Origin of the sequence: Kangiella sp. (assembly GCF_014762745.1) — a bacterium.
Taxonomy (GTDB): Bacteria; Pseudomonadota; Gammaproteobacteria; order Enterobacterales; family Kangiellaceae; genus Kangiella.
Window position 1 is genome coordinate 1 of record NZ_JABURJ010000023.1, and the last position, 7,205, is coordinate 7,205.

Here is a 7,205-nt window from a genome sequence, read left to right on the forward strand (position 1 = left end):
AAACTGTTGAGCGGTGGTAAACGTCTAGACATCGCCTCTCCTTGCATTAGTTTTTTTTATATAACACATAAAAATATATCGTTTGAACCTGGTCTAACAAGTGGTTAATATTTGACCTGTCTCAAGGGGCTGCTACAGAAATCCTTTATTTTTAAAGGATTCTGCAAAGTCAAATATGCATCGAATGAAGCTATTTTGACAAACCTTAGTAGCTCAAGGCAAACACTTTGTAAAATTTTTTTAATGCATTTTGTAAAATTTTATGAAGACAGTTTTTGACTTAGCATTGTTTAAGTCCACAGGAGAGGAACTCCTGTAAGTTGGTAATTTGGTTTTAGTTTCATTGACTGACTCCTTTGTTTAGCGAGCGGGCATTAATTATATACCTACCCCCATTTGGTCCTTATGTTCCGCAAATTGCTAATAAATGGCTTGCACCTTGCAAGCCTTTTTTTTATCTTGCAGCTTTCCTAAGAACAGCCTAATAAACCTATGCCAATCCAACAAAACCACACCACCAACTCTGTCGTCATGGTGCCGCCCACCGATTTTGCCTATAACGAGCAAACTGGTGCCGACAACGAATTTCAAAATAAACCTGGTCAGGCACAAGAACACATACGCGAAGATGCGTTGTGCGAATTCAATGAAATGGTAAACCGTTTACGTGACGCGCATATTGAAGTTTTATTACTAAACAAACACGCTCAAAGCCATAAGGAGTTACCTGATTTGCCGGATGCGGTATTTCCCAATAACTGGTTCTCAACCTCCAGCAATGGCACTCTAACGCTCTACCCCATGAAGACGCCCAATCGACGCGCAGAAGTTCGCCCCGAAGAGCTAACCCAACTGCTTAATCGTAACGGTTATCAAGTTCACAAAACGGAACATGTCGACAAAAATCATCAACAAATTCTTGAAGGCACTGGTTCCATCATCTTTGATCATAAAAATCAAATTGCCTATGCCGCCATTTCAGAGCGGTGTGATAAGGAACTCTTTGAGCGTTTTTGCCAGAAGAAAGGATATCAGGCGGTTAGCTTTACCAGCCAAAGCAGCACAGGAAGACCTTTTTACCACACCAATGTCATGATGAGTGTTGGCGAGCATTTTGTAGTGATGTGCCTGGAATCAATAACCGATGACCAGCAGAAACAACTGCTGCTCGATAGCTTTACAACTACTAAAAAAGAAGTGATCGACATCAGCCTTGAACAAACCGAGAAAAGCTTCTGTGGCAATATCCTGCAACTCCACAACAGTAAAGGCGACAAGATCATCGTCATGTCAGACAGCGCCTATCGAGGTTTCACTAAAGAACAGAAAGCCAAACTGGAAAAGCACGGTAGATTATTGCCCTGTCCGATCCCAACCATCGAACAAGTTGGCGGCGGCAGCACTCGCTGCATGTTGGCTGAAAATTTTATGCCGAAAAGGTAATCGATAGTCGGTGAAGACATAATTAGTGTCATTTACCACCGGCACTTCCTTTGGTCACCCGCGAAAGCGGGAATGACAATACTTGATTAAAGAACAAACTGGCTAGACTAATAACAGTATTACACTCTTGCTAGCTTTCTGTGATTCATAAAAAAGCCCCTCACTTGGAGGGGCTCTATTAATAAATGAAAGCTTCAGGCTAGTCTGTATTACCCACCAACCACTGCTCGCATCATAATCGCGGTTGCAATCGCGCCGACAGAACCTACGGCATAGCCTAAAATCGCCAACAATACCCCAACAGGTGCTAATGATGGGTGGAAGGCCGCTGCTACAACCGGAGCTGATGCTGCACCACCAATATTCGCTTTACTACCAACAGCGATAAAGAAGTATGGCGCTTTGATCAGCTTGGCTACCACAAACAGAATAATCACATGGATCATCATCCATACCAGACCGATAAAGAACACTTGGTAGTGATCAAGAATCTTTGTCAGATCCATTTTCATACCGATACTGGCCACCAGAATATAGATAAATACTGTACCAATCTTAGTTGAACCGACGTGCTCAATCTTGCGCATTCTGGTTTGCGATAAAATCAGGGCCATTGCGGTGCTGACAATGATGATCCAGAAGAAAGCGCTGCCAAAACCAATATTGTCGAATACTGTGTAAGCTGTACTGCCTTTTTCCACGGAACCTAAAATCCAGGTGGGGAAATAAATACTGGCCAAGTGAGCGACACCGACAACCGCGAAGGCCAGACCAAGAATCATCTTATAATCTTCAAAGCTGGCGATACGTTCATTTTCGCGAGTGTATTTCTCAACCGTCACTTTCAGCTCTTCGATACTCGAATTATCAGCTTTCATCCACTTATCAATCGAGTCGGACTTTTTGATCATGAACAGCAAAGCTACCATCCAGATCTCAGCGACCAGCACGTCCATTACAGCCATAGTACCGAACAGAGTATCGCTCACTTCATACAGAACCTGCATCGAAGCCTGGTTAGCGCCACCGCCAATCCAGCTGCCGGCAACAGTTGCCAACCCAGCCCAGATTTCTTCACCTTTTGGCACAGCCTGATCGGTAATACCTACCCACTCAGGAGCGATAAAGGCAAATAACAGTACAGCTAATGGACCGCCAATAATAACACCCACTGTACCGGCGAAGAACATCGCCACAGCTCGCCAGCCGAGGCCTATAATCTTTTTAAAATCAATACTTAAGGTAAGGAGGAATAAACTGGCAGGTAATAAATAACGAGAAGCAATGTGATAAATATTGTCCGCGCTGGACTTCTCGAAAAAGCCCAAAGTATTCAAGGCGCCCGGTATGAAATAACATAACAATAGCGCCGGAATATGTTTATAGAACTTGTGCCAGAAGCCTTCACCGCGGCTGGAGGTGTAAAAAATTAACCCCAATACAGCCATTATCAAGCCAAACGTCACAGCGTCTGACTGAATAAGAGCTACTCTCTCAGTAGTTTCTGTTACTGCCATTACAATATCCCCAAACTTTAAATTGGTTAAAATTCAATCAAATAAGATTTAACGTAGCCAGCCAATTTGGCGTAGGAAATAATTCATTTCCCAAGCGGGGCCGACTAAAAGAAATAGTAAGTCTTTAAAAAATGAAGGTTTTTTGCCTTCGATATGGTGCCCGATAAACTGACCAATCCAGGCTATGATAAAGACAACTAAGGCAATTTGCCACAGTGGTATCGACACCACGCTTTCCAGCCAATGGGTGAACCACAACATCAAGACCGAAACCAGTAACATGCCGCTGAAGATTTTCCAGCCGAAGCTGATATAGAAGAGTTGCGCCACAGCGACAAAAATCACCGCCCAATTGACCAACGGGTGAAGCTGCATCATTTCAGGCACAGGAATCACCCACAGAAACGCCAGTACCGTCCACATAATGGTTGGCACGCAAATCCAATGTAATAACTTATTGATCGGATTACGATGACTTTCGCTATATTCCGCAATCCACTCCTGTCCGCTACGCATAACCTGCCCCGTTCTTTGACTGACAATTGAATATGAATCCGCCCGATAATAGCACAGAAAATCGACGATTAACGCAAGCTTGCGACAAAATCTGATTCCCGAAAAGGCTAAAGCGTGCTATTAAATTCAGTGTAACTCTGGGGAGTTACACGCTGATTCAACAATAATCACAATTTAAGGGGAAATATTATGGGAATGATCAGTGAGTTTAAAAAGTTTGCCATGAAGGGCAATGTAGTGGATATGGCGGTCGGTATCATCATCGGTGCAGCCTTCGGCAAAATCGTCAGCTCGTTTGTTAATGACGTTCTGATGCCGCCGTTGGGAATCTTATTAGGTGGTATGGATTTTAAAGATCTTGCCTTCACCATCAAAGAAGCCGCCGGCGATCAGGCAGCCGTCACCCTCAACTATGGCAACTTCATCCAAACCGCAGTGGACTTCATCATCATAGCCTTTGCTATTTTTATGATGATAAAAGCCATGAACCGTCTATCTCGCAAAGAGGAAGAAGCGCCTGCCGCACCACCGAAACCAACACCGGAACAGGAGCTACTAACTGAAATTCGAGATTTGTTGAAAAAAGACCAGATTTAGGATTTCCTTGTTGCCTATAAGGTAAACCAAAAGGTAGGCTGGGACTGCACTGCTCTGTACGGACAAGTCATGACTTGTCCCTACAACTATCCAGACCAGCCTCTACCGCATACCCTGTAAACCACCAGTATGGATCATCAATACCTTATCACTTTGCTGTATTCTCCCCTTCTCCACCGCATCTTTGATTGCAAGTAAGCACTTACCGTTATAAACCAAATCGAGCTGCACATCATTGTGCTGATGAAACTCTTCAATCAAGGATTCAAGCACTGCATTCGACTTGGCAAAGCCGCCACAATGATGCTCGGTATCAATTCGCCAGTTGGTTTGCGGTTTCAAAAATGGCTCCAATTGCCCAAGCAGATACTCAGCGCCGGAAAAGGCAGCAACCCCAGTTACCGAACTTTCAGGGCAAGCTTTAGCCAGCCCCACTAAGGTTGCCCCGGAGCCTGTCCCGACAAAGATGTGGTCATATTGTTGCTCAAGTTCCTGGCCAATTTCTTCAACCCCTTTAATCGCCAGCTCGCTAAATCCACCTTCACTAATCCAATAACTTTGCGGAAACTGTTCGGCAAAATGATTCCATTGAAAACTATGACGCAACTGCGCATAATCGACTCGACTGGTAAAGATCAGCTCCATTCCCCATTGGCGACAATCTTCCAGGGTTGGTGTTAATCGCTGCCCTTGGTGAGCACGCACAAAGGCAGCCGTCTTAAAACCCAGTTCCTTTCCAGCGTAAGCCAAAGCATGCAGATGATTCGACCAGTTACCGCCCATCGACACCAGAGTCTGACATCCCTTAGCTTGTGCATCCATCAGCAGGTATTTCAACTTTCGCCACTTGTTACCAGAAACGGTTGGATGAATCAGATCATCACGCTTAATCTCCAGCTCAATATTATGCCGGGCTAAAAAAGGCATCTGAATGGTATGACAAATCGAAGGGTTAGTTTTGAGCACATCAAGTTCTCTGTTGAATTTGGTATTACTATAACATGGGCTTTCTTGTAGGTTGGTGATGAGCGAAGCGAATCCCAAAACATTATATTTCAAATAACTTAAAGCGTTGGGATTCGCTTCGCTCATCACCAACCTACATCTTCTTTTTTGTACGGACAAGTCATGACTTGTCCGTAGCTGAATTAACACTCCAACAGAACGACAAAGCAAAAAAAAACCGGCTCAGAAGAGCCGGCTAAAATCGTTACTACAGGGTTTGATTTTATTACTTCATTAACTTTTGAAGCTCTCTTTCAGCGATGCTGGCTGGCAATGGGATGTAGCCATCTTTCACTACCACTTCCTGACCCACTTTAGAAAGAACCATTTTCATGAATTCCAACTCGATTGGAGCAAGCGGTTTGTTAGGGTGCTTGTTGACATAAACAACTAGCTGACGACCCAGTGGGTATTTACCAGAAATCGCGTTCTCAGCGTTAGCTTCGTAGTACTCATCGCCTTCTTTCTTGGCCAACGGTACAGCTTTAACACTTGATGTACGGTAGCCGTAACCTGAGTAACCGATAGCATTCTTAGACAAACCTACAGACTGAACCACTGACGCAGAACCAGGTTGCTCATTTACGCTGTTCTTGAAGTCGCCTTTACACAAAGCATGCTTCTTGAAGTAACCATAAGTACCTGATACTGAGTTACGACCATAAATCTGCATGTCGCCCAAGTCAGCCAAACCTAATGCTGACCAGTTAGAAATATCTTCGCCGCCGCACTTGCGAGTTGAAGAGAAGATACCGTCAACTTGAGCAATGGTCATGCCTTCGATTGGGTTATCTTTGTGTACATAAACTGCCAAAGCGTCAATCGCTACTGCGATAGCTGTTGGCTTGTAGCCATGTTTCTTTTCGAAAGCTTCAAGCTCTTTGTCCTTCATCAAACGACTCATTGGGCCAAGATTTGAAGTACCTTCTGTCAATGCAGGTGGTGCAGTTGATGAACCGGCAGCCTGAATCTGGATATTGACGTTAGGATATTGACGCTTGAACTCTTCAGCCCATAGAGTCATCAGGTTAGCCAATGTGTCCGAGCCAACACTTGAAATGTTGCCAGAAACACCACTGGTTTTTTCATAGACAGGTAGTTTTTCATCAACTTTAGCCTGTGTTACGCCAGCTGACAAAGCTGAAACCGCAGCTACTAAAGCAACTTTCTTAAATAGATTCATTTCATTTCTCCAACTTAACTATATTAGGTATCAATCGCTAAGGGGTCTCTTGATACCGATTATGAGCGAGCGTATTGACCTTTACGGTTTGTTTTTGCAGCAGTTTGTTTGGATTTTATACAAGGCATCGCGTGTGAGGTGTAGTCACTCTCCATCCACGCGCGATAACACAGTAGAAAAGCCAAACAAACGCTGCCCTTCGGGTTCAATCAAAAGCGCCCTGCTCTTTGTTGCTCGCCATTACCTTAGAGTGACTAAGCTACATAACGAGCGCCGCGACCAGAACGCTTTTGCTTTGAACAAAAATCGAACCGTAAAGGTCAATACGCTCTTCTAACGCTGGTCATTATGATGAGACTTTATTAAAAGGATATGACTTAAATATGACGCTTTTATGACATCTCTTTGCCTGCTGGCCGGGATATATGAAAGACCAGCGAATACCCGTTAAAAGCTCATAACTCCAACTTATTTGCGATCATATTAAAGGCAAGATATGTCAGTTTGATGACAATAACTAACTTATTGTTTTTTAAATAATTAGTTAATACCACCACATTCTTTATGACTATTTTTTGAACAACCCATAAAGATATGGCACTCTATAAATCTAAGGATCATTTCAAATCAATGGAGCAAGTGAGGCTAAAGTCAAGCACCCATATAAAACAACAAGATAGAATTCTTGTTGGTTGTTTGATTTAGATCAGAGTCACTGGCTTCTTAAGTTCTAGAATGTTAATGGGATCAGGAAAGAAATTGTCCTAAGGAGGGCACACAATGAACCAATCACTCTCAACCAAGCTATCGCTGGCAGCATCGGCTTTGGCCTTACTGTTTATAGCCAGCCCAAGCCAAGCTGATGATGGTAAGAAAGCTTATGAGGCAAATTGTCAGGCCTGTCACCAACCTACGGGACAGGGTTTAGCTGGCGCTTTTCCTCC

At 43.8% G+C, this 7,205-nt stretch carries 8 protein-coding genes; 4 read left to right on the forward strand and 4 right to left on the reverse strand.

Annotated elements, in window-relative coordinates:
* Positions 1–492: 492 nt before the first annotated feature.
* Positions 493–1,443: a citrulline utilization hydrolase CtlX gene (ctlX, locus tag HUJ19_RS01330; protein ID WP_290621777.1), complete on the forward strand. Its 951-nt coding sequence runs from the start codon at positions 493–495 to the stop codon at positions 1,441–1,443.
* A 209-nt stretch (positions 1,444–1,652) separates the two neighbouring features.
* On the opposite strand, the gene HUJ19_RS01335 is transcribed toward ctlX, so the two are convergent.
* Both HUJ19_RS01335 and HUJ19_RS01340 read right to left on the reverse strand, forming a co-directional pair.
* Positions 1,653–2,960 (reverse strand): DUF819 family protein, encoded by a 1,308-nt coding sequence (locus HUJ19_RS01335; RefSeq protein WP_290621778.1) that lies wholly within the window; start codon positions 2,958–2,960, stop codon positions 1,653–1,655.
* 48 nt (positions 2,961–3,008) lie between these two features.
* Complete coding sequence (locus HUJ19_RS01340) at positions 3,009–3,476, reverse strand: DUF962 domain-containing protein (protein WP_290621779.1); 468 nt, start codon at positions 3,474–3,476, stop codon at positions 3,009–3,011.
* Positions 3,477–3,665: 189 nt separating this feature from the next.
* Between HUJ19_RS01340 and mscL the strand changes: the two genes are divergently transcribed.
* Complete coding sequence (gene mscL, locus HUJ19_RS01345) at positions 3,666–4,073, forward strand: large-conductance mechanosensitive channel protein MscL (protein WP_290621780.1); 408 nt, start codon at positions 3,666–3,668, stop codon at positions 4,071–4,073.
* 102 nt (positions 4,074–4,175) lie between these two features.
* On the opposite strand, the gene HUJ19_RS01350 is transcribed toward mscL, so the two are convergent.
* Both HUJ19_RS01350 and HUJ19_RS01355 read right to left on the reverse strand, forming a co-directional pair.
* The gene (locus tag HUJ19_RS01350; RefSeq protein ID WP_290621781.1) at positions 4,176–5,039 is read right to left on the reverse strand and encodes a 1-aminocyclopropane-1-carboxylate deaminase/D-cysteine desulfhydrase; all 864 of its coding nucleotides are present in this window, start codon (positions 5,037–5,039) and stop codon (positions 4,176–4,178) included.
* Between the two features lie 265 nt (positions 5,040–5,304).
* Entirely contained in the window at positions 5,305–6,261 is a 957-nt protein-coding gene (locus tag HUJ19_RS01355) for a PstS family phosphate ABC transporter substrate-binding protein (RefSeq protein WP_290621782.1), read from the reverse strand.
* Positions 6,262–6,322: 61 nt separating this feature from the next.
* Here HUJ19_RS01355 and HUJ19_RS01360 point away from each other — a divergent pair, with 61 nt between their 5' ends.
* Positions 6,323–6,598, forward strand: coding sequence for a hypothetical protein (locus tag HUJ19_RS01360; RefSeq protein ID WP_290621783.1), 276 nt, complete (start codon positions 6,323–6,325; stop codon positions 6,596–6,598).
* A 443-nt stretch (positions 6,599–7,041) separates the two neighbouring features.
* Positions 7,042–7,205 (forward strand): cytochrome c (locus HUJ19_RS01365; RefSeq protein ID WP_290621784.1); only part of this gene is annotated, 164 nt, incomplete at its 3' end.